The sequence below is a fragment of the Mycolicibacterium anyangense genome, assembly GCF_010731855.1.
In the GTDB taxonomy this organism is placed as follows: Bacteria; Actinomycetota; Actinomycetes; order Mycobacteriales; family Mycobacteriaceae; genus Mycobacterium; species Mycobacterium anyangense.
Genome location: NZ_AP022620.1, coordinates 128,397 through 151,399 on the forward strand (window position 1 = coordinate 128,397; position 23,003 = coordinate 151,399).

23 protein-coding genes, 1 tRNA gene and 1 pseudogene are annotated in these 23,003 nt (G+C 66.2%); 7 read left to right on the forward strand and 18 right to left on the reverse strand.

Features of this window, described 5'->3' with window-relative positions; translation table 11 throughout:
• Positions 1–57: 57 nt before the first annotated feature.
• A complete protein-coding gene (crcB, locus tag G6N35_RS00545; protein ID WP_163802328.1) occupies positions 58–456 on the reverse strand; it encodes a fluoride efflux transporter CrcB in 399 nt (132 codons plus the stop codon).
• A 67-nt stretch (positions 457–523) separates the two neighbouring features.
• Here crcB and pgm point away from each other — a divergent pair, with 67 nt between their 5' ends.
• The 3 genes from pgm (at position 524) to G6N35_RS00560 (ending at position 3,654) form a co-directional block, all read left to right on the forward strand.
• Entirely contained in the window at positions 524–2,158 is a 1,635-nt protein-coding gene (gene pgm / locus G6N35_RS00550; RefSeq protein WP_163802329.1) for a phosphoglucomutase (alpha-D-glucose-1,6-bisphosphate-dependent), read from the forward strand.
• A complete protein-coding gene (locus G6N35_RS00555) occupies positions 2,142–3,419 on the forward strand; it encodes an MFS transporter (RefSeq protein WP_163807381.1) in 1,278 nt (425 codons plus the stop codon). The genes pgm and G6N35_RS00555 overlap by 17 nt, the downstream gene beginning before the upstream one ends.
• A 162-nt stretch (positions 3,420–3,581) precedes the next feature.
• Positions 3,582–3,654, forward strand: a tRNA-Ala gene (locus tag G6N35_RS00560).
• Between the two features lie 97 nt (positions 3,655–3,751).
• Here the strand turns inward: G6N35_RS00560 and G6N35_RS27695 are convergent.
• A pseudogene (locus G6N35_RS27695) lies at positions 3,752–4,541 on the reverse strand (LysR family transcriptional regulator).
• A 144-nt stretch (positions 4,542–4,685) separates the two neighbouring features.
• Between G6N35_RS27695 and G6N35_RS00570 the strand changes: the two are divergent.
• Positions 4,686–4,943: a hypothetical protein gene (locus G6N35_RS00570; RefSeq protein ID WP_163802330.1), complete on the forward strand. Its 258-nt coding sequence runs from the start codon at positions 4,686–4,688 to the stop codon at positions 4,941–4,943.
• Here G6N35_RS00570 and G6N35_RS00575 read toward each other — a convergent pair.
• Together G6N35_RS00575 and G6N35_RS27550 are read right to left on the reverse strand one after the other, a co-directional pair.
• Complete coding sequence (locus G6N35_RS00575) at positions 4,940–5,422, reverse strand: hypothetical protein (RefSeq protein ID WP_163802331.1); 483 nt, start codon at positions 5,420–5,422, stop codon at positions 4,940–4,942. The two genes, G6N35_RS00570 and G6N35_RS00575, sit on opposite strands and share 4 nt — an antisense overlap.
• Positions 5,419–6,861, reverse strand: a complete 1,443-nt coding sequence (locus tag G6N35_RS27550; protein WP_163802332.1) for a TNT domain-containing protein — start codon at positions 6,859–6,861, stop codon at positions 5,419–5,421. Before G6N35_RS27550 ends, G6N35_RS00575 begins: the two co-directional genes overlap by 4 nt.
• Before the next feature lie 151 nt (positions 6,862–7,012).
• On the opposite strand from G6N35_RS27550, the gene G6N35_RS00585 reads away from it, so the two are divergent.
• Positions 7,013–7,390, forward strand: a complete 378-nt coding sequence (locus G6N35_RS00585; RefSeq protein ID WP_163802333.1) for a hypothetical protein — start codon at positions 7,013–7,015, stop codon at positions 7,388–7,390.
• A 1-nt stretch (position 7,391) separates the two neighbouring features.
• Here G6N35_RS00585 and G6N35_RS00590 read toward each other — a convergent pair whose 3' ends face one another.
• The 11 genes from G6N35_RS00590 to G6N35_RS27555 form a co-directional block, all read right to left on the reverse strand.
• Positions 7,392–8,162 carry a hypothetical protein gene (locus G6N35_RS00590; protein WP_163802334.1) on the reverse strand — a complete coding sequence of 257 codons (771 nt, stop codon included), beginning with the start codon at positions 8,160–8,162 and terminating at the stop codon, positions 7,392–7,394.
• A 5-nt stretch (positions 8,163–8,167) separates the two neighbouring features.
• On the reverse strand, positions 8,168–8,839 hold the full coding sequence (locus G6N35_RS00595; protein ID WP_179967295.1) for a hypothetical protein: 672 nt from the start codon (positions 8,837–8,839) through the stop codon (positions 8,168–8,170).
• 27 nt (positions 8,840–8,866) lie between these two features.
• A complete protein-coding gene (locus G6N35_RS00600; protein WP_163802335.1) occupies positions 8,867–9,838 on the reverse strand; it encodes an MlaD family protein in 972 nt (323 codons plus the stop codon).
• Positions 9,835–10,893, reverse strand: a complete 1,059-nt coding sequence (locus tag G6N35_RS00605; RefSeq protein ID WP_163802336.1) for an MlaD family protein — start codon at positions 10,891–10,893, stop codon at positions 9,835–9,837. Before G6N35_RS00605 ends, G6N35_RS00600 begins: the two co-directional genes overlap by 4 nt.
• Complete coding sequence (locus G6N35_RS00610) at positions 10,890–12,056, reverse strand: MlaD family protein (RefSeq protein WP_163802337.1); 1,167 nt, start codon at positions 12,054–12,056, stop codon at positions 10,890–10,892. The genes G6N35_RS00605 and G6N35_RS00610 overlap by 4 nt, the downstream gene beginning before the upstream one ends.
• Position 12,057: 1 nt before the next feature.
• Positions 12,058–13,119 carry an MlaD family protein gene (locus tag G6N35_RS00615; RefSeq protein ID WP_163802338.1) on the reverse strand — a complete coding sequence of 354 codons (1,062 nt, stop codon included), beginning with the start codon at positions 13,117–13,119 and terminating at the stop codon, positions 12,058–12,060.
• The gene (locus G6N35_RS00620) at positions 13,116–14,126 is read right to left on the reverse strand and encodes an MlaD family protein (RefSeq protein ID WP_163802339.1); all 1,011 of its coding nucleotides are present in this window, start codon (positions 14,124–14,126) and stop codon (positions 13,116–13,118) included. The genes G6N35_RS00615 and G6N35_RS00620 overlap by 4 nt, the downstream gene beginning before the upstream one ends.
• Positions 14,123–15,127: an MlaD family protein gene (locus G6N35_RS00625; protein WP_246224154.1), complete on the reverse strand. Its 1,005-nt coding sequence runs from the start codon at positions 15,125–15,127 to the stop codon at positions 14,123–14,125. The genes G6N35_RS00620 and G6N35_RS00625 overlap by 4 nt, the downstream gene beginning before the upstream one ends.
• 38 nt (positions 15,128–15,165) lie before the next feature.
• On the reverse strand, positions 15,166–16,026 hold the full coding sequence (locus G6N35_RS00630; protein WP_163802341.1) for an ABC transporter permease: 861 nt from the start codon (positions 16,024–16,026) through the stop codon (positions 15,166–15,168).
• Positions 16,026–16,928, reverse strand: a complete 903-nt coding sequence (locus G6N35_RS00635; RefSeq protein WP_407664592.1) for an MlaE family ABC transporter permease — start codon at positions 16,926–16,928, stop codon at positions 16,026–16,028. The genes G6N35_RS00630 and G6N35_RS00635 overlap by 1 nt, the downstream gene beginning before the upstream one ends.
• Positions 16,929–17,364: 436 nt before the next feature.
• Positions 17,365–18,780 carry a hypothetical protein gene (locus tag G6N35_RS27555; RefSeq protein WP_163802342.1) on the reverse strand — a complete coding sequence of 472 codons (1,416 nt, stop codon included), beginning with the start codon at positions 18,778–18,780 and terminating at the stop codon, positions 17,365–17,367.
• A gap of 310 nt (positions 18,781–19,090) precedes the next feature.
• On the opposite strand from G6N35_RS27555, the gene G6N35_RS00645 reads away from it, so the two are divergent.
• Positions 19,091–19,453, forward strand: coding sequence for a YidH family protein (locus tag G6N35_RS00645; RefSeq protein WP_163802343.1), 363 nt, complete (start codon positions 19,091–19,093; stop codon positions 19,451–19,453).
• Between the two features lie 7 nt (positions 19,454–19,460).
• Here the strand turns inward: G6N35_RS00645 and G6N35_RS00650 are convergent, their stop codons facing one another.
• Together G6N35_RS00650 and G6N35_RS27005 are read right to left on the reverse strand one after the other, a co-directional pair.
• A complete protein-coding gene (locus G6N35_RS00650) occupies positions 19,461–19,880 on the reverse strand; it encodes a nitroreductase family deazaflavin-dependent oxidoreductase (RefSeq protein WP_163802344.1) in 420 nt (139 codons plus the stop codon).
• A gap of 46 nt (positions 19,881–19,926) precedes the next feature.
• Positions 19,927–20,748, reverse strand: a complete 822-nt coding sequence (locus tag G6N35_RS27005) for a hypothetical protein (protein ID WP_179967296.1) — start codon at positions 20,746–20,748, stop codon at positions 19,927–19,929.
• A 40-nt stretch (positions 20,749–20,788) separates the two neighbouring features.
• On the opposite strand from G6N35_RS27005, the gene G6N35_RS00660 reads away from it, so the two are divergent.
• Complete coding sequence (locus G6N35_RS00660) at positions 20,789–21,739, forward strand: D-2-hydroxyacid dehydrogenase family protein (RefSeq protein WP_246224155.1); 951 nt, start codon at positions 20,789–20,791, stop codon at positions 21,737–21,739.
• Here G6N35_RS00660 and G6N35_RS00665 read toward each other — a convergent pair.
• Entirely contained in the window at positions 21,733–23,001 is a 1,269-nt protein-coding gene (locus tag G6N35_RS00665; RefSeq protein ID WP_163802345.1) for an amidohydrolase family protein, read from the reverse strand. The two genes, G6N35_RS00660 and G6N35_RS00665, sit on opposite strands and share 7 nt — an antisense overlap.
• Positions 23,002–23,003 lie beyond the last annotated feature (2 nt).

Consider the following 23,003-nt stretch of genomic DNA (forward strand, 5'->3'; position numbering starts at 1 on the left):
ACCGGGCCACCGCCCCGAACCCGCCGATGACCAGCACACCCGCCCATACCGCGACGTTCACGCGCGAAGCCTGACCCGGCGCACCATCACGGTCGCGGCATACACCGCAAGCAGGCCCGCGGCGATACTGACCACGGTGTAGCCGACGGCCAGGCCGTAGTGCTGATGCTCGATCATCCGGACTGTCTCGACCTGCATGGTGGAGAACGTCGTCAACCCGCCGCACACGCCGGTGCCGAGCAACGGACGTCGGTAGCTCGAGACCGGTAACCGTTCCAGCAGGCGGGTGGTGAAATATCCCAGCAGGAACGCGCCGACGATGTTGACCACGAACGTCGGCCACGGCCACCGGCCCGGATCGGGAACGGCGAGCGTCGCCAGCGCGGCGCGGGCGGCAGTCCCGATCGCGCCGCCGACGAAGATGGCCGCCAGTTCGCGGTTGTCATGGCCGAACACGGGCTACCCCCTTAACCGTCGGTGAATCCGCGAGCCAGTATCGCCCGCGGCGGGCAGAATTGCGTCCATGGCGGCCAACCCCCGCGCCGGTAAGCCGGCGCTTCCCGAAGACCTCGTCGATCTGCCCCATCTGGTGACCGCGTACTACGCGGTGCAACCGGACCCCGACAACGTCGACCAGCAGGTCGTGTTCGGTACCTCGGGTCATCGGGGCTCCAGTCTGGACGGGGCGTTCAACGAGGCGCACATTCTGGCCACCACGCAAGCGATTGTGGAGTACCGAGCTGGGCAGGGCACCACCGGGCCACTGTTCATCGGCCGCGACACCCACGGGTTGTCCGAACCTGCCTGGGTATCGGCACTCGAAGTGCTGGCAGCCAACGATGTTGTGGCCCTGATCGATTCGGCGGACCGCTACACTCCGACCCCGGCGGTCAGCCATGCGATCCTGGCCTACAACCGGGGCCGCAGCACCGATCTGGCCGACGGCATCGTCGTCACCCCGTCGCACAACCCGCCGCGCGATGGCGGGTTCAAATACAACCCGCCCAACGGTGGCCCGGCCGACACCGATGCCACCGGGGCAATCGCCAAGCGCGCCAACGAGATTCTGCGTGGCGGTCTGGCCGACGTGAAGCGGGTTGCGCTGGCCCGGGCGCTGCAGAGCGCCCAGCGCCACGACTACCTCGACGCCTACGTCTCGGATCTGCCCAACGTCGTCGACATCCACGCGATCCGCGCCGAGGGCATTCGCATCGGTGCCGACCCACTCGGTGGGGCCAGCGTCGATTACTGGGGTGCGATCGCCGAACAGCACAAACTGGACCTGACCGTGGTCAACCCGTTGGTCGATGCCACCTGGCGGTTCATGACCTTGGACACCGACGGCAAGATCCGGATGGACTGCAGTTCGCCCAACGCGATGGCCTCGCTCATCGCCAACCGCGATGCCTACCAGATCGCGACCGGCAACGACGCCGACTCCGACCGGCACGGCATCGTCACCCCCGACGGCGGGCTGATGAACCCCAACCACTACCTGGCGGTGGCGATCGACTACCTGTACTCGCATCGGCCGGACTGGCCAGGCAGCGTGGCGGTGGGCAAGACCGCGGTCAGCTCGTCGATCATCGACCGGGTGGTGGCCGGCTTGGGCCGCAAGTTGATCGAGGTGCCGGTCGGGTTCAAGTGGTTCGTCGACGGATTGATCGGCGGCACAATCGGATTCGGCGGCGAGGAGTCCGCGGGCGCGTCGTTCCTGCGGCGTGACGGTTCGGTGTGGACCACCGATAAGGACGGCATCATCCTGGCCTTGCTGGCCTCGGAGATCCAGGCCGTCACCGGTACTTCGCCCTCGCAGCGCTACGCCGAATTGGCCGCCGAGTACGGGGCGCCGGTCTACGCCCGGGTCGACGCGCCGGCCAACCGGGAGCAGAAGGCCCGGCTGTCCAAACTCTCTGCCGAGCAAGTCAGCGCCACCGAGTTGGCCGGTGAACCGATCACCGCCAAGCTGACCACCGCACCCGGGAACGGGGCCCCGCTCGGCGGGCTGAAGGTCACCACCGCCAACGGCTGGTTTGCCGCGCGCCCGTCGGGCACCGAGGATGTCTACAAGATCTACGCCGAGTCGTTCAAGGGTCCCGAGCATCTGGCGGAGGTCCAAGAGGCGGCCCGCGAAGTGGTGAATACAGTCATCTCGTGAGTTCTGTTGCGGAGGGGACTGTCCCGCCGATGACGTAGCCGCCCGGCTGCCCAGCGAGGTCTGGGTGCTGATCGCGGCCAACGTGGTCATCGCCCTGGGATATGGCGTGGTGGCGCCGGTGCTACCGCATTTCGCCCGCAGCTTCGGTGTCAGCATCAGCGCGGCGACCTTCGTCATCACCGCCTTCGCCTTGATGCGCCTGGTGTTCGCCCCGGCCTCGGGCATGCTCGTGCAGCGGCTGGGCGAACGGCGGATCTATGTCAGCGGCCTGCTGATCGTGGCCCTGTCCACGGGGGCATGCGCGTTCGCCCATACCTATTGGCAGCTGTTGGTGTTCCGCGCGCTGGGTGGGATCGGCTCGACGATGTTCTTCGTCTCGGCGCTGGGCCTGATGATCCGGATCAGCCCGCACGACGCCCGCGGCCGGGTGGCCGGCATGTTCTCCAGTGCCTTCCTGGTCGGATCGGTGGCGGGTCCGCTGCTGGGCAGCCTGACCGTTGGGCTGGGGCTCGCCGCGCCGTTCCTGATCTACGGCGTTGCGCTGTTGATCGCGGCGGCGGTGGTGTTCATCAGCCTGCGCCATTCCCAGCTCGCTGCGCCCGCGCCGGAAGACGAGCTGACCGTCACGGTGCGCGTCGCCCTGCGCCATCCGGCCTACCGGGCGGCGCTGCTGTCGAACTTCGCCACCGGATGGTCGGCGTTCGGACTGCGGGTGGCGCTGGTGCCGCTCTTCGTCACCGAGGCGCTGCATCGCGGGCCGGGTGTCGCCGGCGCAGCGCTGGCCACCTTCGCGGCCGGCAACGTCGCGGCGGTGATACCGTCAGGCCGGTTCTCCGACCGCACGGGGCGCCGGCCACTGCTCATCCCCGGCCTGGCGGTCTCCGGGGTGACGACCGCGGTGGTGGGGGCGGCGACCTCGCTGCCGCTGTTTCTGGCCGGTGCGTTTGTGGCCGGTGCGGCCACCGGCGTGTTCACCGCGCCGCAGCAGGCCGCGGTGGCCGACATCATCGGCAAGTCGCGCGGCGGCACTGCGGTGGCGACCTTCCAGATGATGTCGGACCTGGGGTCGATCGTCGGCTCGCTAGGGGTGGGGGAGATCGCCCAGCATTTGTCGTTCGAGTGGGCGTTCGCGCTCAGCGGGGTGATTCTGGTGCTCGCGGCGCTGGGCTGGGCGTTGGCGCCCGAGACCAGGGACCGCCCGCCGCTGGAACCCACCCCGGCGCGGTCATTGGGCCCGGAGGCGGCCGGCGAGCTCCCGTAGGGGGCTGTGCCGTCGAGACTGTACTCACGTAGGAGTAGTGCGAGTAGCGGCCTGCGTCAGCTCGATCTCGGTGCACTCTTGTCGCAATTCACCTGTTCTTGGCCGCGCTGACCAGCGATTTTGAGGCGCAGCTACCCGTGGTGTAACTTCGATGAGCACGACGGGGCTATGGCGCAGTTGGTAGCGCACCACACTGGCAGTGTGGGGGTCAGGGGTTCGAATCCCCTTAGCTCCACTTTTCGGACATCTCTGTGTCCTTGCTTGGGCCCGGATCGGCGCGCTGTGGGAATCTCGATGCGGACTCTGGAGCGGTTGCTCGCAGAGTGGCCTCATCATCGCCCCCGGGCTCGCACCGCGGCGTCGAGCAGAAGGTCAGTCAGCGCGATCGTCGCGGGTGACATCCGCGTCGCTGAGGGTGACGCGAGAAACACCTGCCATATCACCGGATCGTTCAGCCTCACCGACGGCAGGTCGGGCGACTTTCGCGCCTCCGATACGGGCGGGTCGGCACCGACGGTGCGGAACGCATCGTCGACGAGACGTCGCAATCCGAACCCGGGCGGGAAGCCGACAAATTCCTCGTCTGCCAGATCGGCGATGTTGACGGTCTTTCGTGCGCCATCCTGTGATCGCGGCAGCAGACGAACACCATCGGCTCTTCGAACAGCAACCGCATGTCGAGTTGCGGTGGGAAGCGGTCAGGAACCGACACCAGCGCTAGATCGAGTGAGCCTTCGATGAGCGCCGCCAGGTACGCAGACGCACCGGACTGGCTTAGCCGAAGTCGCAGGCGCACGTAGGGTGCAGGCGGTGGAGGTCGCCGAGAGCGTGGGCGACGTCCATCGGCCCGAACGAAATCAGGGATCCGAACTCGACTGTGCCGGAGAGGGTTCCGCGAAACTCGTCGACCGAACCAACGGCCGCACGCACACTGCGCCGCACCTCCCGTGCGTGGATGCGGAATCGTTCACCCGCCGGCGTCAGTCTGATCTGCTGCCGGGTCCGATCGAACAGGGCAATACCGAGTTCGCGTTCCAGTTTCGCGATCGAGGTCGACAGCGCCGATTGCACGACGTGGAGGCGTCCCGCGGCGCGGGTGAAGTTCAATTCGTCGGCAACCACGACACCGGTTGTCTTCCGGTGCGCTCTCTTGTGAACCTCCGCTGGCTAGTAGAAGACCGAATGGCAAAGGCGGGCAACGGTCGTCGAGGCGGGCGCTACTGTCGATGCTGCACGTGACACAAACGACCGCGACAGGAGATTGTCATGGCTGACCTCGACGAGCTGGTCGAAGAAACCGCGAAAGAACTGCTGAAGGCGATCCGGGATCAGGCGCCCAAAGCCAGCGACTCCAAGCTGGTCAATCTGGCTCAGGCCTTCTCGATCATCATGTCCATCGATGCGGCTGTTGACCTGGGCGAGAACGACGAGGACGAGGACGACCTGTGGGAGATCGAGCAGGACGACGAGCCGGAGCGGTCCGATCACGCTGACGAGCTGATCGTGAGTGGTCACTCCTCCTAGCCCGCCCGCAGTATCTCTTCGATCTCGTCTAGCGGCTTGCCGATCAGGCGGCTGACGATCGTTGCGTACGGCTCGGGCAGTACGGCACGGCCTTCGGCCGATCGCAGTTCGTAGACGCCTTCGCTGATCGGCAGTGCCTCGACATCGGGGCTGAAGCCGAGCTGGTAGAGCGCAGGGCCGGGCAGTGGCGCTCGCTGCACGCTGCGCGCCGCCGACCCCCAGATGAACACCAAGTATTTCTCGGCCAACTCGTAGCTGGAAAACCTGGCCGTGTCGTTAGCGCGCTGGCGGCGGTCGTTGACGGTGTCCACCACCCACCAGTCGCCGTCGTGCCGAAGGTGCACTGAAGAGTCACTGGAGCTGAACAGGATTGCGCAGTCCGCGCAGTCCGTCGACACCGACACCTCGGTCAGCCCGGCAACCTCTGACCAGTGGATCCAGTTCCGGGAGAGCCGCTCGAAATCCGCCGGGTCTGTCACCGGTAGGTCAGGAACCCGGAGTCGAGCAACGCCTGGACCGGTGCATCCTTGCCGTTCGCGTCGGTGATGCGGTACTGGATACCGCCACCGGGCTGTCCAAACCACGGTGCGGCCTGGGACTGTTCGATCCGGAGTCCGGGCGGCAGGTTCGCCGGGTTGGCCACGACGTACTCGAAGTACGGCGCCACCTGGCTGGCCGGCGGCAGCGACAGCTGCGCGAAATGCGTACCCGCCGGAGCCAGGAACGAGCCACCCGAATAGCCCCAGCGTCCCAACGGCGTGCCGGCAGGCAGGGTGATGTTGGGGACCACAGTGCCCGGGATGGCATACGGCTTGCTGGGGTCGCTGTCATCCGGGTAGATCAATCCCTGTCCAGCCGAGCCGATTTCATCGCAGTTGACCGTGCAGGGCGGCGGCGCGGTGACAGGGAACACCGGCGTGTAGCCGAGGAACAACCATGAGTCCGTTGGCAGCGGAGCCGATCCGGGTGCGCCGGCCCGGCCGAAGAACAGTCCGCCGCGGCCGCCGAGCCCGCCGGTGCCGCCCACCGTCGGAGGTTCGCAGGTGGGCGCCGACAGGCACTGCACGGAGCCGGGCCCACCGATGCCGCCGCGACCGCCCACGCCGAAGAAGAAACCGCTGGCTCCGCCTCGGCCGCCGTTGGCGCTGGTGGCCCCTGAGCCGCCTTCGCCACCATTACCGAACAGCAGACCGCCGCGGCCTCCGTCACCACCGGTTCCGGCGTTGACCATGCTCGAGCCGCGCCCACCCGCGCCGCCGTTGCCGATCAGTCCGGCGTTGCCGCCGACGCCACCGTTGTAGCCGGCACCGCCGTTTCCAAACAGCAGGCCGGCGCGGCCACCGTCGCATTTGACGCCCGTCGCGCAGGTGATGCCGTCGAAGCTGAACCCGTTGCCCACCAGCAGCCCGGCGTCGGGATGCGACAGGGTGCCGTTGGAAACGAAGATCGCGAGGATCGAACCGGAGGTCCAGCTGGTGATCGCGGTGGCCTGCGGCACGGTGTTCGCGGACGGCGGTGTCACGGTCACCGGGGCATCCGGCGTCGTTGCCGAGCTGACTTTCGGCGCGGTCACCGTGCGAGAGCTGCGCCCCGCTGCGCCCGTCGCGACGTCGGCCGCTGAGACGGCATCGGCACCCGCGCCGGTCGCCGCCGCGGGTCGCGGCGTGATACCTGCCGAGGCCTTGGGTGAATGGGACGTCGCACTCTGATGCGCCTGGCGAGCCGAGCCGCCTGTCGAAGACTTCGGTGCCGACGCGCTGCTGGTCGAACCGTTGTCGCTCGACGGGTTATCGGCCCACGCGACGCCGAGTGCTTGCGGACCCGCCAGGGCTACCCCGGTGACGACGACAGCTGCCGCCAATCGGGTGGCGAGCCAGGGTGCCGAGGGCTGGTGATCCGACGATCCCGACTGCGACATGGGAGGACCTCACGGGGCTTGCGGTGACAGTTGAGTGGAAACTAACAGCGCGCTCGCAGGTTGTCCGGGGAATCTGTCAAGAGCGTCAATTTCGGCCGGGAACGTCATAAATCCCGGACAAGCCGACCGTGCGGATGCCAAGCTAACGGCAATGCGTCGACGACTTCTGTGCCTTCCGGTCATGGCCGTCGGGCTCATGCTGGGGTTTCGGGCTGCGCCCGCTGAGGCCGTCGAGGCCTGGGAGTGCGACATCATGATGCCCGCGGCCGACCGGATCGAGACGGCCCTGAACATGGTGTCGCCCAACGGGACCCCGTTCTACGTCGCCGGCCAGCTCCGCAATGCCCTGTCCCCGTTGTACGGTTTGACCGCGCCCACTTCGGTCGACCTGCGGATCCGGTCGGTTCTGGTGGCAGCAGACATCGACAACTCCGATCCCTACCGGCCTGCCAGCCCGGAGCAGCTGGCCACCGATCTGGCTACCGCGCGACAGGACCTGGCTGCGGTCCGCGCGGACTGCGCGCCCTGACTCACCGTCCTGCGGGGCGATGCCGCAGCGACAAGCGCTGTGCCCCAGGCCAGATCGCCATTGCCGCCGGTGACGCACAGAACGTGTCCTCGGCCTGGTAGACATCCATGTCGATGGCGTGCAAGCCGTCTTCCTGGTGTGCCCGGCAGTTCACCGTCAGCACCTGGTGGGTATCGGGGTCCACCTGTTCGACCTCGATGGTGATGACGATGACCAGGGTGTAACCGGCACCGGTCGGCAGGTAGAACGTGAGATCCCGGCTCGTCAATGCGCCGCCGTTGCTTACCGCGTAACCGTCGCCGCTGGGATAGACGGCCTGGCCGACCATCTGGGTGCGTTCGTAATGGCGGCGATCACCCGGGGCCCGCCACACCGAGAACCTGGTGTTGGGGGTGCCGTTGAAGAGGTTCTGCCCCATGGGAATAATCAGTTCTGCACGGCCGTCGCCGTCGACGTCCTCCAGGCCCACGCCGCCCGGGCTGGACGGCTCCAGCAATTCGTTGATGGTTTGCACCACCTCGCCGGTCGAGTCGGTGACCGTCACCTTCACCGCGCGCGGTTCCGGCAGTTCCGGCACGCTCCAGTAGTTCACGGCGAAGTCGAGGTCACCGGAATGCAGGCTGCAGTCCACCTTGGGTGTCCTACCGCTCGGGGTGATCACGGCCCCGCTCTGGGGGCACGGCGGCAGCAAAGTGTCGGCGACCACCTTGGGGGACAATGCAACCGAGGTGACAACCAGGACGGCGGCCAGCGGCAGGGCGAGCCGTTTCACGGCACCTAACCTTTGGGCGCCGGCTTGCCGGGTGGAGGCGGCGGTGGCGGAGCGCCCGGTAGCTGCTGTTCGGTCGCCTGCTGGCTACCTGTCTCGGGGCCGATATCGGTGACCTGCCAGGAGTCTCCGGACTTGGCGACGGTGACCCGCAGCAGGATGATCGACACCTTCGGGGTCGGGTTCTGCAGATTGCGGGTGGTCTGATGTGCCGACACCACCACCCGGTAGGTTCCGTCGGACTGCAACACCGCATCGGTGGCCAGCACCTCGCCGGATGAGCTGACCTGTGCCTGCAGCATGATGCTCTTGAGCAGGTCGGTGGCGTTGACGTACTTGTCCTTCAGCGGTTGCGACACACCGTCTTCGACGGACTTGAAGAATGCATCCGGGTCTTCGAAGGTGTACGTCAGCGACTTGAGCGCGTAATCCCTCGCCAGCTTGGCTGCCGCGTCGTGATCGGCCTGCGACCGGCGGATTTGAGCGAGTTCATGACTAACCTGCTGATACTTGGTGTACGCGAAGGCGCCGCCCCCGATCGCAGCGATCAGGAGCAGGGCCGCAACCCACTTCAACGGCTGCCGGGACGGGGTGGTCTCAGCCGGTTCCTCGACGGCCACCGCCGTGTCGGCCGGTGCGGTGTCTTCGGCGCTGTCGTCGCCGGTTGTTGGGGTAGTCATAGCCATTCTTTCTGCGCGGGTGCGCGTTCACTGTCCCTGGTGCCATTCGGGAACGTTGAGCTGAACCCGTAGTGCGCCTTGGTCATTGAAGGTCGATTCCCAGAAGTCCAGCCAGTGCCCGCCATCGACCTTGACGTCGTGCAGCGGTGCGACCGCCGGCTGCAGGACGGTGGCAAAGGTACCGAGCGGTTCGGCCAACTCGTCCATGTACTCGCTGATCTTGGCGATCAGGACTCCGCCGGGATCGCCGGGCCCCAGCAGACCCGAACCGCTGTAGGACAGATTCTCGAATTCTTTGACCAGGCGCAGGAAGGCCGGCACCGTCTTCGGTAGCAACGTCCCGGTCTGACTGATCACCTGGCCGGCATCGACGGTGCCCAGATTCGAGGTCAGCGCCGAGATATTGCTGAACAAAGTGGTCAGGATCTGCTTGTCGTCGCGGACCACCTTGGCGGCCAGACCGGCAGTGGTCGCCAGCGAGTCCAGGGTGCCGTCGTTACCGTCCAACGCCTCCGACACGTTGGTGACGATGGTGCGCAGGTCGTCGGGGTTGAGCGCGGAGATCAGGGCGTTGACTTTGGTCAATAGTTCACTACCGGTGACCATTGGCGCCACCCGATCGGCCGGGATTACCGCGCCGTCGGAAAGATAGGGGGGTGCAATCACTTTCGGCTTGAAGTCAACGTACTGCTCGCCTGCGGCAGAAAGATTCTCCACCGCGATCCTGCTGTCGGCGGGAACTTGGCTGGCCTGATCGATGTCCATCGACACGGCCAGTCCGGTGGCCGTCGTCCGGATGCCGGTGACCCTGCCGATCTTGATTCCCCGCATGGTGACGTCGGAGGTGGGCAGCAGACCGCCAGAAGTGTTGAGCAGCAATGTCAGTCGGGTGACCTTCTTGGTCGGACTGATATCGAGCACCCCGATCGACATGTAGAGCGCGCCGAGCAGTGTCATCACCGCCAGCAGCACCAGGGTGGTGCGGGCGTTGAACTTCACGGCAACAGTCCCATCGTCCGCATCGCCGAGACCGCCTGATCAGCCTTGTCCGCGGGATCGACGCCTTCGCTGCCGGCTGGTGGCCGAAGTTCCGAAATGGTGTACCGGGGGCCGCCCTTGCCGAAGAACGGAATGAGTTTGTCGCGCACCAGGGCGTTGAGTTTGTCTGCGATCACCGGGATCGTGGTGTCGACGGTGGCCATCGTCCCGACCAGAGGCGTGATGTAGGACAGCATCTGCATGACGTCCCCGGTGATCGGGTTGATCACATCGCCGCCGAGCTTGCCGAGGTCCTTGGAGTCGGCCACGAGGTTGAGGATCCCGAGGGTCACCGCCGAGAGACCCCCCAGCTTGGCGGGACCTTCGGTGACCAGCCGGTTGAACACCGCGGTGTTCGACGACAGGGTGGAGCTGATGTTCTCCAGGCTCAACAGGATTCCGCTCATCGTCTCCTGATTGGCGGCCAGGTCGTTGAGAATCCCACCAATGGTGCGCTGGATGTGAGTCAGCTCGTTGGGGTCCTTGGGGAACGCCCTGTTGGCGTCGATCACCGCAGTCTGCAATGTACCGATCGCCCCGCCGGCCATCAGGTTCGACACCGAGCGCAGCACGTCTTCCACGTTGGTGGCCGGTGCGGTGTTGCGCAGCGGGATGGTGTCGCCGTTGCGAAGCGTCAAGGACGACGGCGTGGCAGGCGGCAACAGTGCGATGTAGACGTCCCCGAGCGGGGTGGCCTGTCGCAGCTCGGCGCGGGTGTTGTCGGCCAGCGTGGTGTCACCGGCGACGTCGACGTAGGCGACGGCCGTCGAGCCGTCGAGTGCCACGTGGTCGAGCACCCCGACCTGGATGCCGCCGGTATCGACCTTGGCTCGGGCGGGAAGATTGAGCGCACTGGAGAATTCGATCTTGAGGCGGTACGGATTGGCGGGGGAGTAGGCGCCGGGCACCGGCATCCGGGTGGGATCCAGCGAACACCCCGCAGTCAGTGTGGCGGCGAGGCCGACCGGCACCGCGCACCCGATCGATATCAGCTTTCGTAGCAGACGTCGTGTCATCCCAGTGCCGCCCCCAGGATCAGATCGGTGAGTCCGAGGGTCACCGGGTCCGAGGAACTGCCCGACGCGCAGGCAGCGGCCGCACCGGGGGTCCGGCGCTGCTTGAGTACCTCGCAGATAGCTCCGGCCTGCGTCGGTGCGATCGATACCTGGGGCGGGATGTACGTGACATTATGTGTGCCCCAGGATGTTTCGTAGATATCGGTGAACCACCGGGTGAACTGCGGCCAGGTGTTGATCATCGACAGAATGGTCTTGTTGTGGTTGTTCAGCAGATCTCGGATCCACGGAACCAGCTTGTCGCCGATGTTGCGGTACAGCCTCGGCGCCAGCCGGGTCGACGCCTCGACGAGGATCGGGAGCAGGTGTGAGACATTGGCCAAGGCGGCGGAAATGTTGTCCGACAACGCCTCGATCAGTGCCACCATCGCGGGCAACGACTGGATGACCGAGGCGAAGGTGTCCCAGTTCTTGAGGAAACCTGAGGTGAAGATCTCGCTGTTCTCGAACAGCCGCCGGTAGTCGGTGTCGGCCTGGTACGGATCGGCCAGCATGGTGACAAGGTTGCGCAGGGTCTCGTTGAGCTGCGTGCCGGTGCCGTTGAGTGAGCGGCTGGCTGCGGACAGGCTGTTGTTGATCGCTTGAACACCGGGTGCCTGCGAGGCATCTTTGCCCGGATGGGGGCCCAATATCGTGTCGGCGAGATTGCCCACCGCGGCGAAGGTTTCGCTGACGCTGATCGGAGTCCGGGTATTGGCGAGCTTGATACACCCGGGCCCGGCGAACTTCGGGCCGCCCGTATAAGCCTTGGTCAATTCGATATGGCGGTCGGTGACGATCGACTGGGAATAGGTGACCACCCCGACGTCCGCGGGCAGATCCAGGTCGGCGGGCACGGTGAAGTCCACCTGGACGTGGTCGGGCTTGTTCTCGATCGAGGTGGTGGAGCCGACGTCGATTCCCAGGAGGGCGACCTTGTTGCCGACGTACAAACCGACGGCGTCGCTCAACTCGGCGCACATCGCCTTGGTGTTGTTCACCGTGGGCATGACGAACTTTGCCCCGGTGACCGCCGCGACCGCGACGGCGGCGACCACGGCCAGCGCCGCGGTGGCCCGCAGCGGCGAATTCAGGCGGGCTCGAAGCGTCGAGATCGGTGTCATCTCAACAGTTCCTCATGATGTTCGGCAGGCACAGATCCTGACCGGGCACCAATTGGTTGCCCTTGTCGATGACCACCCCGTTGCCGCTGAGCATCGGCATCACGATGTTCAACGCCTGGCCCATCGCGTCGGCAGCCTTGCCGAGCTGGTCCGGGTGGGCGTACAGCGTGTCGATGATGTCGTCGATTCCGTTGATGACAGGCGCCAGGTCGCGGGCGTACACCGTCGTGAGCCGGTCCATGATCCGGGCCAATTCTTTGACCAGGCCGAAGAACTCGATGATGTCCACCGAATCGGCGGTGTATCCCTTGCCCAGGATGTCGAGCTGCTGCACCAGGGTGACCAGTTGTTTGCGGCCGGCGACCATGGCGCCCATGCTGTCGGCGACGAACCCCAGGCTGCGGTGGAATTCGGCGGTCGAGCCGCTCAAGGACGAGGTGAGATCGTTGGCCGCCTGCAACAGATTGCGGATGGCGTCGGGATATCTGCCGGCGGCGTTGGCGACTTCGGCGAATGTGTCGTGGATGACCTGGCCGTCGACTTCCTTGATCACCGGCGTCGCCGCCTGGATGATGTCGTTGACCTCGAACGGAAGTGAGACACGCTGCGGCGGAATCACATTGCGGCCCAGCGGCATGTCGCCCTTGGGATCCAGGGCGACATAGTGGCCGCCCAGCGGGGTCAGCAGCTTGACGTCGAGGGTGGAATCCGAACCGACCTTGATCGACCGCTCGACATCGAACGTCATCTCCACCAGTGCGCCGTCAAGTCGCACCCCGGTCACCTTGCCGACCGTGATCCCGGCGATGCGCACCTGATCACCGGCTCGGATGCCCGCAGAGTTGGTCAGATGGGCGGTATAGCCCGATTCACCGCTCGGATTCAGATACGCGGCGGCGGTCGCGGCTAGCGCCGCAATGATGACGACCAGCCCGATGATGCCCTGTCGGCGGCTTCGGGCGGCGGCCGTGTGCTCGTCGGGAATGCCCTGCCGGGGCCCTAGCCACGCCGACAGATCGATGCGCCTGCTCAGCGCGCCGAGCCGATTCCGTACAGAGATCATTTGCAGATCACCAAGTTCTGTTGCGCGAATGACACTTGGCCGATGCCGGGCAGCGTGAGCTCACCGTGCGAGCAGATGAACGTCGGCGTGGCAGGCTTGTCATCGATCAGGGTGTCGCGCACTCCCTGGATCAGGGACGGCACCAGCGACAGGCCGGCGATGATCGTCGGGGTCTGGGGCCACATCCGTGCCGTCAGGTCATACATCGGCACGGTCTGGCCATCGAACAGACGCTCCAGATACTGCATGATGTGGGTGGTGTTGCGCAGCACCGGAAGTCCGACATCGAGCGCGGACCGGAACTCCGCGGCCTTGGAGCCGAACTGCGTCAGAACGTCGTTGAGGACGGCGATGAGTCCGAACAGCTGCTGCGATTTGCCACCAAGGTCCTGGGAGATCGAACTGAGGTTTCTGATGATCGCGGTGATGACGGCCTTCCGGTCGGTGGCCAGTGTGGAGATGACGTCCAGGTCGTGCAGGAACGGTCCCACCCCGTTCTCGTCGCCCTGGATCAACTTCAGCAGGTTCTCGCCGAGCAGATTGAACTGGGCGGGGTCAACGGTCTGGAAGATCGGCCGAAAACCGTTGAACAGCTTGGCCACATCAAACGACGGGATAGTTTGTCCCACGGGGATGTCGCCTCCGGCGGGCAGGCGCTTGTCCGGTGTGGCGGGTTGGACGAGCTCCACATACCGCTGACCGATGAGGCTCTGATAGCGCACCGCCGCGACGGTGTTGGTGAACAGCGGCTGGTTGTCCTGCGCGGTGAAGTCGACTTTCGCGATCCGCCCGTCAAGCCGGATGGTCTCGACCTTGCCGACCTGCACCCCGGAGATACGTACGTCATCGCCGACATACAGTCCCGAGACGTCGGTGAACGCCGCCGTGTAGCGGGACACCGTTCCGTTGATGGGTGAGCGCAGCGCGGTCACCACGATCAGCGTGCATACCACCGCGACCGCGCTGAAGATCGTCAACCACACCAATGCCTTGCTGACACTTCTCATCCGCCCGCTCCCGGCGGCGGTGCGGTGGCCGGTTCGAGTGCGGCCGGCAGTCCCGGCATGGTGTCCATGATGACCTCGATCTGCAGCCGAACCTTCCCGTCGACCATCGGGAACGCGGCGCTGGTGCGGTCGATCAGGCCGGAGAGCCGGTCGTAGGCGGGGGCCAGGCTCCCCAGCATGTACATGCGCGGGAGCAGAATGTTGCGCAGTGCGTCGGCCAGGGGGACGAGCCAGGAGATGTTGCGGGCGAATACCGCGTCGGTGTTGTAGAGCAGTTTGGCTGACTGGTCGAGGATCACGTTGATGCGCTGCACGCCCTCTGGCTGCGCCAAGAAGGACATGCCGTTGAGGAGTTCGTAGGCCAGGTTGATCAACGGCACCGCGTCACTGGCCCCGTTGATCACCGAGGCGAACACCGAAAGGGATTGCGAGAACGGCACCGTCTGCGAATCCGCGAGCATCTTGGCCAGGTCGAAGAATGAACGTGTCACCGGCTCGGTGAGATCCGAATGTCGGCTTACCACGGCGATGATGTGCTCGACGTCGGATGAGTCGATGATCTGACCGAGGCGCTGGCCCTGGCGCAGCAATCCGGTGATGGAAGTGGGCGGCACGTCGGAGTTGATCAGTAGTGTCTGGTCGGCTCGCAGCCTGGGGCCCGAGCCGGTGCTGACCAGTTCGACGGCCGCCAGGCCAAAGGTGTTGGATGACACGAACTTCGCGGTGGTGTCGGCAGCGAGCGCAGTGGCTTGGTCGGGCTCGAGTCGCAGTGTCATCTTCTGTTTGTTGTAGCCGGTGGTTTCCAGGCTGCCGACCGATCCGATGGACAGGCCGCGGAACTTGACCTCCGCGCCGGGGGTCAGCCCCTCGCCGAGGGTGTCGGCGATGACCGTCACGGTGAAGGTTTTGGTGTATCCGCCGGTTCCGAGCTGGTAGAGCCCGATCCCGGCGATGCCGAGGACCACCGCGGCGATGAGGCCGCGGAGGCGCAACGTGCGCATACTTGGCGCTCGCGAGCCTTGGTCAGCAGCGGGCATGGCTATCCAGAGATCCGAACCCCGGGGGTGTTGCCCCAGAACAGCAAGGTGAGCACCATGTCGGCGGCTACGACGGTGACGATGCTGGCGCGGATGGCCCGCCCCGACGCCCGCCCGACACCTTCGGGTCCGCCTTCGGCGTAGTAACCGTGATAGCAGTGGATCGCGATGATCAAGGTGACGAAGATGGCCGCCTTGAGCACCGAGAAGACCACGTCCGACGGCTGCAGGAACGAGTCGAAGTAGTGGTAGTAGGTGCCCGAGGATTGCCCGTGCAGCACGTTGACCACCAGCACGCAGGACAGGTAGCTCAACGCCAGCGTCACGACGTACAGCGGAACGATGGTCAGCATGCCGGCGATGACGCGCGTGGTCACCACGAACGGGATCGACCGGATGCCGAGTGCCTCCAGCGCGTCGATCTCCTCGGAAATCCGCATCGCCCCGATCTCGGCGGTCATCCGGCACCCGGCTTGGGCGGCGAACCCGATGCCGGCGATCATCGGTGCCATCTCGCGGGTGTTGGCGTAGGCGGAGACGAAGCCGGTCAGCGGGCCCATGCCGACCATGTCGAGGGCGCCGTAGCCTTCGATGCCCACCGAACCGCCGACTGCGGCGCCCATGAACACCAGCACGCCGATCGTGCCGCCGCCGACGATCAATGACCCGTTGCCCCACATGATGTCCACCAGCAGCACCCCGGTCTGATGCCGGTAATGCTTGATGGTCGCGGGGATGGCGCCGAGCACCTGGGACAGGAATGTGACCTGGTGGCCCAGGCGCTGGATGATCGAGTCGCTTCGCCCGGCGACCCACAGGGGGGCTCGCAGGGGGGTGGGGACATAGCGCGACGGTGTCGCCATCAGCCCACTCTCAGCGGCATCGACATCGACAAGCCTTGGGTGATCAGAAGATTCAGGCCGAACACGGCGACCACACCGATGACGACTGACGCGTTGACCGCATCGGCCACACCGCGCGCACCGCCCCTGGTCTCCAGACCGCGCTGACATGCCACGAGGATCACCACGATGCCGAACAGCCAGGTCTTGATGACGGCCACCACGACGTCGGTGACGCTGGCGAACGAGGCGAACGAGGCGATGTAGCTGCCCGGAGTGCCGGACTGGAAGCCGACGTTGATCGCGTAACCGGCCGCCAATCCCATGAAGATGATGAAGGAACACAACACGGGTGCAACGAACACGATCGCCGCCAGGCGCGGGGTGACAAGTCGCTGAATCGGATCGACGCCCATGACTCGCAGGGCGTCGACCTCTTCCCGGATGGTGCGGGTGCCCAGATCCGTGGCCACCGCTGAGCCGGCCGCCCCGCCCAGCAGCAGCGCCGCCACGATCGGGGCGCCCTGCCGGATCACGCCCAGACCACCGGCCGCGCCGGACACCGAGGAGGCGCCGACCTGGGAGATGAAGTTGCCGACCTGCACCGCCACGATGACGCCGAACGGGATGGAGACCAACAGCGCCGGGATGGCCGTGACGCTGATGATGAACCACGCCTGATTGATCGTGTCGCGCCACGGATGACGCAGCCGGATGAGGTCCTTGCCGAGGTGAGCGAAGGCCAGCACCCCGAGTTCGAAGAATCGGCCCAGCGTCTTCAGCGACGAGTCGAACTGGTTCAGGCCGTAGTGCAGCGGCCTGCCCAGCGGGCCGCGTAGCAACGTGGCGGCCAGTCCGGCGGCCGGCGTCGCTGCGGCGAGGCCGCCGGGGAGGCCGTCGGTGCGCTCGTCGTGGTCAGGGATGGTGACGTCGTTCGTCGCGACATCCAGGTCCACATCGACATCCACGTCGGTTTCGACGCAGGAAAGTGCAGTGCCTTCCGTCTCGGCCGCTGTTGCGTCATCGACACCTGCGGTCAACGGCCGGCACCTCCTTGAATGCGGTCACGCCTTCTCCCTGGCAACGACGCGAGCGTGTCGACGCGATCACCCGTACATCGGGGTATGTGCGTTCTAGCAGTGACAGCAAGCACCTGTTCATCGAAGCAATTGAGTGTGACGTAGGCCTCATTTGAGAGTCAAGCATCGGTACCGGTCGGCGTCATAAGCATGTGGACTAGGTGAAAGGTGGCTGTGAATGCTCGGCTGATCGGGACTGGCGGCCTCGGATCGCGGGTGCTGCCGCGGCCGCAATCGCCGCCGACTGCCACTGCCAGCGAAGTCGGCGATCCCGAGACGATCAGCTGGCGCCGCCGGTACCGCCGGAGCCGCCGGTACCACCCGTACCGCCCTGACGTCCGCTCGCGGCATGGCCGCTCTGACCTGATTGGCCGGCGGTGCCGGTGGACCCGGATCCGCTGGTGCCGCCGGTACCTCCGGTGCCGCCTTGGCCGCCCGCGCCGCCGGTACCCGCCACCCCGGATCCGCCGCTGGTGCCCGGTGTGCCGGAGAGGAAGGAGCGCCCACCGGTACCGCCTTTGCCGCCTTGGCCGCCGTTACCACCGGTCCCGCCCGTCCCGCCTGCTCCACCGGTGCCGCCTGCGCCCGTGGTCCCGGTCGGGTACATGCTGGTGCCGCCGGTGCCTCCCGCGCCGCCCTGGCCACCGGTGGCGCCGGTCCCGCCATTCGCGCCGTTACCGCCCAGTCCGCCCTGTCCGCCGTTACCGCCGAACAGGCCGCCGCGGCCGCCGTTGCCACCGGCTCCGCCGTCACCGCCGTCGCCGCCGGCGGCACCCGTCCCGCCGGTCCCGCCGGTTCCGCCGTTGCCCGCGACGCCGGTCGTCGCCCAGGTGACGCCGCCGGTTCCGCCCTGTCCGCCGGAGGCCCCGGTTCCGCCGGTTCCACCGGTTCCACCGTCACCGCTGATCGCAGTTCCCGTGGAGCCGACGCTGGCCACCCCGCCGGTTCCGCCCTGGCCGCCGGGGCCACCGAACGCGCCCGCGCCGCCGGCTCCGCCATTGCCTCCAGTGGCGTTGCCGCTCAAGCTGAATGCCCATCCGCCGCCGCCGCCGGTTCCTCCGATGGGCGTCACGAACAAGAAGTTGTATTGTCCGCCCGGCGCGCCGGTTCCGCCCGCGCCGCCGATCTGATCCCCGATCCCACTCGACGACGTGCCCGAGCTGCCGACATAGGCGAAACTGCCGTTCGGCGTCGATGGGTTGACGCCCGCGGATCCCGGTATGCCGTCTGCGCCGTTGCCGCCGTCGCCGCCGTTACCCCACAGCAGTCCGCCGTTGCCGCCACGGCCGCCGGCCTGGCCCAAGGTGTTGGCGTTGCCGCCGTTTCCGCCGTTTCCGAACAGGCCCGCGTCCCCGCCGGTGCCGCCGTTGGCCCCGTTGCCACCGTTGCCCCAGAGCAGGCCTCCGCGGCCGCCGTTGCATGCTGAGCCGACGCAGTTCGCGGCCGCGTCGACGCCATCACCGATGAGCCCGAGGAAGGGGCCGTTGCTCGCCACGGCGAACGCCGTCGTGGCTCTGGCAGCGGCCACGGTGGTTGTCGGCATTGCTGTTTCGGCGGTCCGGGCCGAGTGGCCGGCGGTACACGAGCCGTGGGTGGTCACGACACAGCCGGGACTGGGCTGCGAAGGGGTGGCCGCAGCGGTGGCGGCCAGGAACAAACCGCCGCTGATCGCCGCAGCGCCCCAGAGCGCGGTCATGGTGAGGACACGAGGCAATGAATGCGATGTCCCGGGGGCCACGCCCGCCTCCTTTCACGCATCATCCGCCCCGAAGTCGGGCGCCCCCGCGATTTCCGACGATCGTTACAGTATGTTGCGACAAGCCGTCTGCCTAGCGTTTCAGCAAATTATCTCGACGGCAATCAAATGGCCAGAAACCAGAGTTACTCGCGGTATCTGGTCAAAATGCGAAGTATGGTGCGCCTACGGCTAATTCATCAGACGTGGTTGAAGCATTGCGGTCACTGGCCACATGCGAAATGTAGACGCCGTGGTGTGTACTGCTGGGGTGGACGCCAATACGCGGCTTGCGGCCGAACGCAATCGATTGGCCTTGGAGCGGACCTTGATGGCGTGGACGCGGACCAGCACCTCGCTGATCGCGTTCGGCTTCACGATCTACCAGATTTTCCGGTACCTGTCGGAGAACGATCGTCTTCGCGACCCGTATGTCAGCCCGCAGATCTTCGGCTTCGCGATGATCGTCATCGGGCTGGCCGCGCTCATCCTCGGCTGGGTCCAGCACCGCCAGGAGTTGCGCGCGCTCAAGGTCGAGTTCGGCCCGATGCCGTATTCGATCGCCTCGATCGTGGCCGCCATGATCGCCGGGCTGGGCCTGGTCGCCCTGCTCGGCGTGACGCTACGGATGTGAGCCGGAATTACTCCAGCACGAAGACCGGGATCAGCCGGTCCGTCTTGGTCTGGTACTCGGCGTAGGGCGGGTAGGCCTCGACGGCCAGCTTCCACCAGTGCTCACGCTCGTCGCCGGATACCTCGCGGGCGGTCAGCGTGACCACCTTCTCGCCGTCCTGTGCCGTGACGGTCGGGTTGGACTTGACGTTGAAGTACCACGACGGATGTTCGGGGGCGCCGCCTTTGGACGCGACCATCGCGTAGCGGCCGTTCTCCTCGACGCGCATCAGCGGTACGTAGCGCTTCTTGCCGGACTTGGCGCCGGTCGTGGTGAACAGCACGACCGGGCGTTCCATGATGTGCACGCCGTCGGTGGTGCCCTGCTTGAGGATCTGTTCGGTCTGCTCGCGTACCCAGTCAGTCGGGCTCAGTTCTGCGTCACTCATGGCCTGCTCAACTCCTGTCGTGTTTGTCGTATTCCCTCGTGGCGGATCACGATGGTGGTGCGGTGCAATAGGTGCGCGGCGGCATGGTCCAGATGCGTTGCTTCGTGCCAGGTGGGCACAGATCGAAATCCGCCGCGTTAGCGCGTTTGACCACTCTGAAGGCGGCGGAAGTGGCGGTGCAGTCGACGGGCTCGAGTGTGTTGCCCCGATTGGGCTCTGTGGGCGTCGGGGTGCCGTGGATCGCCGCGTAGCACTGTCCGGTCTGAAGGTTGGGCAGGAAGCAGACGGTGTACTGATCGTTGGTCCAGCGTGCGAAGTCGGTATCGTCGCGCTTGCCGTCCGGGCACTTCGCGTCCTGTATGCCCGCGCTGACGACTTCGAAGACACCATTTGTGTCGGTGCAGCTGATGATGTCGCTGGCGCCGATCGTGCCGGACGCCAAGGCCTCGCCGGTGATGCATTGCCCGACTTTGACTGGGGGAGTGAACTTTTCGGCCGCTGTGCGGTCGCCGACTCCGGTGGCTGCGCGGCCTGCGATTCCTATGAGGCTGAGGACGAGCAGGATGGATCCTGCGGTGATCAGACCCCGACCCGCGGTGGAGCGTGGAGGCGGCGGGGGCGGATACGGAAGCGGGTAGCCCGGCGGTGGGGGATAGCCGGGATAGCTCGGTGGCACGGGATGTCCTGGATACCCTGGAACGTAGGGCGGACGTGGCCGGTTGGCCTTCGACCGTTCGACCAGCCCTATGATCAGCAGGATCAACCCGAGGACGGGGAACACCAACGCTCCGACGACCATGCCGACGCGCAACGCCACGCTGTCGTAGGCAAGCAGCGCAGTCGAGGCCGAGTAGCTGAGCAGGGTCACTGGTCGTTGACTCTAGTCCTGATCGGGTTAGCCTGCGGGCATGACCGTTGATGTCAGGCGCATGCAGGTGGCAGTCCTCGACGACTACCAGAACGTCGCACACCGGATGGCCGACTGGACCCCGGTGACCGAGCGAGCCGACCTGACCGTCTTTACCGATCACCTGGCGGATCCTGACGAGCTGGTGGCCCGGTTGTCCGGATTCGACGCCGTCATGGTGATGCGGGAGCGAACACCGTTGCCGCGTAGCATTATCGAGCGCCTTCCTAGATTGAAGATGATCGCGTCGACTGGACCGTTCAACGCCTCGATCGACATGGCTGCCGCGCAGGAGCGCGGCATCGTCGTCGGAACCACCGGCGGCACCGTGGCCTCCACCGTCGAATTGACATGGGCGCTGATCCTGGCCGCGGCACGCAACCTGGTGGTCGAGAGCGGGTCGGTGCGCGGTGGCGGTTGGCAGACCTCGGTAGGTCGCGAGCTGTCCGGTCGCACGTTGGGTGTACTCGGGGTGGGGCGTATCGGTGCGCGGGTTGCCCGCATCGGTGAAGCCTTCGGCATGACGGTCATCGCGTGGAGCCGGAATCTCACGGTGGAGGCGGCAAGCCAGGCCGGTGCCACCCTGGTCACCAAGGACGAGCTGTTCGCCACCGCCGACGTGCTGACCATCCACATGAAGCTCAGTGAACGTTCCACCGGCTTGGTCGGAGCAGCAGAGCTCGGTCAGATGAAGCCAACCGCCTTGCTGGTCAACACCTCTCGCGGGCCAATCGTCGACGAGGCAGCTCTTGTCGACGCCTTGCGGTCCAGGACGATCGCCGGGGCGGCCCTCGACGTCTTCGATACCGAGCCGCTGCCGGCGGGCCATCCGTTGCGGACGCTCGACAACGTGCTGGCCACACCGCACATCGGCTATGTCTGCGACCGTCCGTATCGCATCTTCTTCCGCGATGCGGTCGCGGCGATCTCGAACTGGCTCGACGGTCAGTAGGCGTCTGGATCCCGCGCAACCGCCGCGGGAACCGGATGTTGGTAGAGCCGGGAAGCGTTCTCCCAGGTCACCTTTCGGATGATGTCGGCGGGAAGCGTCTGGATCTGCTCGCGGATGGTCTCCTGGGTGTGCGGCCAGGTGGAGTCGCAGTGCGGGTAGTCCGCCTCGAGTAGAATGTTGTCGGCGCCGATCCGTTCGTACTGGATGAACGAGGACTGGTCCTCGACGGCGCAGAACCAGAAGTTGCGGCTGAACACCTCCGCCGGTGTCAGGGTCTCGCCGAGCGCCTTCCACGTGCCGTACATCTCGTGATAGCTCAGCATGTGGTCAAGGCGGTCCAGAAGCCCTGCCACCCAGCCGATTCCACCTTCGGACAAACAGATCTTCAGATCCGGGTAGCGGGTGCAGACCCCCGAGTACAGCCAGTCCACCGCAGCGGTGATCGCATAGGCGAAGAACAGCACACCGGCCACGTCTGGAGGGGCGTCGGCGGTGGTGGAGGGTGAGGTTCCCGACGACCCGATGTGCAGGTTCACAACCGTGCCGGTGTGGGCGCAGGCGGCCAGTAACGGCTCCCAGTACCCGGAATGAATCGTCGGCAGACCCAGCAGCGCGGGGTTCTCGCTGAACGTCACCGCGTGGAAGCCGCGTTCGGCGTTCTCGTAGATCATCGTGGCGCCGACCTCGGGATCCAGCAGCCACGGCAGCTGGCACGGGATGATCCGGTCCGGGTACGCGCCGGCCCAGGCCTCCAGATGCCAGTCGTTCCAGGCCCGCACCGCTGCCATCGCCAGGTCGCGATCGTTGGTCACCTGCTGCAGGCGCTGGCCGGCGAAGCCGGGGAGGAACGAGGGGAAGTTCAGCGAGGCATACACGCCGTTGAGGTCCATATCGGCCACCCGCGCGTGGATGTCCCAGGCGCCGCGGCGCATCTCGTCGAATCGGGCCGGCTCGAAGCCGTACTCCGAGACTGGCCGGCCTACCACCGCGTTGAAGCCGACATTGGGTAGTGACTGCCCGTCATAGATCCAGGTCTGGCCGCCGTCGTCGGTATCCACCACCCGCGGCGCCCGGTCGGCGAACTTACGGGGTACCCGGCCCTCGAAGGTGTCCGGCGGCTCGACGATGTGGTCGTCGACGGAGATGACGGTGTAGTGCCGGGTGGCGCGCGGCGGGTCGGGCAGGAAGGTCACGGTGCGGTCGGCGCCGGTCTTGGCGGTGGTGAAGTTGAGGTTCGTCTGCAATTCGTCGATGGACGCCATGG